Here is a 1,703-nt window from a genome sequence, read left to right as displayed (position 1 = left end):
GATTAACCCGGATTTTGGTGGGTGGCTGGGAGAATTGGGGTATGGATATTGGTGCCCAGGACGGCCTTTTTGATGAATCAGCGGCCCCGCGTATGGGGGTCGTTGATGATGGCCGGGTGGATGCCAACGGCGGCGTGAACAAACGGTTCAGGGCGTTTGAGCCTGATGCGGTGATGCTGGTCCCGCCGTCGCTGGATGAGTGGCTGCCGGAGGGCCATCTGGCCCGTTTCATTGCCGAGCTGGTGGACCATGAGCTGGACTTGACCCGGTTCTATAAGTCCTATGCGAAGGCCAAGGGCCAGCCGCCGTATGATCCGCGCTTGATGTTGCGGATCGTGTTCTACGGGTACTGCGTCGGGGTGCGTTCCTCGCGGGAGGTGGAGCGGGCGTGTACGGATGTGGTCGCGTTTCGGTGGCTGGCAGCCCAGCAGGGACCGGACTTCCGCTCGATCGCCCGCTTTCGCGAACGTCACCTGGCCGCCCTGGCCAACGTGTTCCTTCAGGCGTTGGAGTTGTGTCAGGCCGCGGGCATGGTGTCCCTGGGCAGGGTTGCCCTGGACGGGACGAAGGTGCGGGCGAACGCGTCCCGGCACAAGGCCATGTCCTACGCCCGGCTGACGGCTAAGCAGAAAGTGTTGGCGGAGGAAATCAGTGCCCTGATGGAGGAGGCGAAGACCGTCGACGCGGACGAGGACGCCCGCTTTGGTCCCGGCAAGCGCGGGGACGAGCTCCCGGCGGAGCTGGCGAACCGGGAACGGCGGGCTGCGGCGATGGCGACCGCCCGGGCCAGCCTGGAGAAGGAGGCCGCGGCCAAGGCCCGCCAGCTGGCTGAGGAGAAGGCCCGCAAACGCGGCGATGACGACGATGACATCACCGCTGCCGGGAACAAAGCTGCCGCGGAGGCGGAGCCCAAGCCCACGGCGCAGCGGAACTTCACGGACCCGGACGCGCGGATCATGAAGACCGCGGATGGTTCCTACCATTATTGCTACACCGGCCAGGCCGTGGTGGATGCCGATCACCAGGTCATCGTCGCCACCTTGTTGAACAATGTTGCCGTCGACATCCAGCAACTGGCACCGATGATCCAGCGCACCATGGACACGGCCGGGGCCATGCCCAAGAACTGGAGTGCCGATGCCGGGTACTGCTCGGCAGCCAACCTCGAACACGTCAAAGACGTGGAAGCGGAGCATGCGACGGAGTTCTTCATCTCCACCCGGCGCATGAAGCACGCCACACCGGTTCCGGAATCGCCCAGGGGCCGGATCCCGGCAAACGCCACCTTGACCGGGCGCATGGCCCGGAGACTGAAGACGAAGAAGGGCAAGAGGATTTACGGCCGGCGCAAGGCCATCGTGGAACCGGTCTTCGGACAGATCCACACCCGTCAGGGCAAGCACCTGCTGCTGCGCGGGATGGAAAAAGCGGCACGGGAGTGGGAACTGCTCGCCGGCTGCCACAACCTGCTCAAACTCCACACCTACCGGACCAGCCAGGCAATCTGAGAGGGAAAGGAACCAGAAAAAGCAGCCACCACACCCCCTGCAGGGGCAGTCAGGTATCGCCCGGGCCAGCCGAAGGCGACCGAAATGACATCCCCGGCACCACGAACCCCAAACCGGTGGAGGCCCGGCCCGGGGTGAAGAAATCCGTCACGACACCACCCCGCCCCTCAAACCGCTACCGACCCACGCACCTAG

At 64.8% G+C, this 1,703-nt stretch carries 1 protein-coding gene; it reads left to right on the top strand.

The features are described from left to right. Nucleotides 1-41: 41 nt before the first annotated feature. Nucleotides 42-1,508, top strand: coding sequence for an IS1182 family transposase (locus LPN03_RS20670; protein WP_165183813.1), 1,467 nt, complete (start codon nt 42-44; stop codon nt 1,506-1,508). Nucleotides 1,509-1,703 lie beyond the last annotated feature (195 nt).

Source organism: Arthrobacter sp. A2-55, assembly GCF_025548615.1.
Taxonomy (GTDB): Bacteria; Actinomycetota; Actinomycetes; order Actinomycetales; family Micrococcaceae; genus Specibacter; species Specibacter silviterrae.
This window is presented reverse-complemented; position numbering and strand designations above follow the sequence as displayed.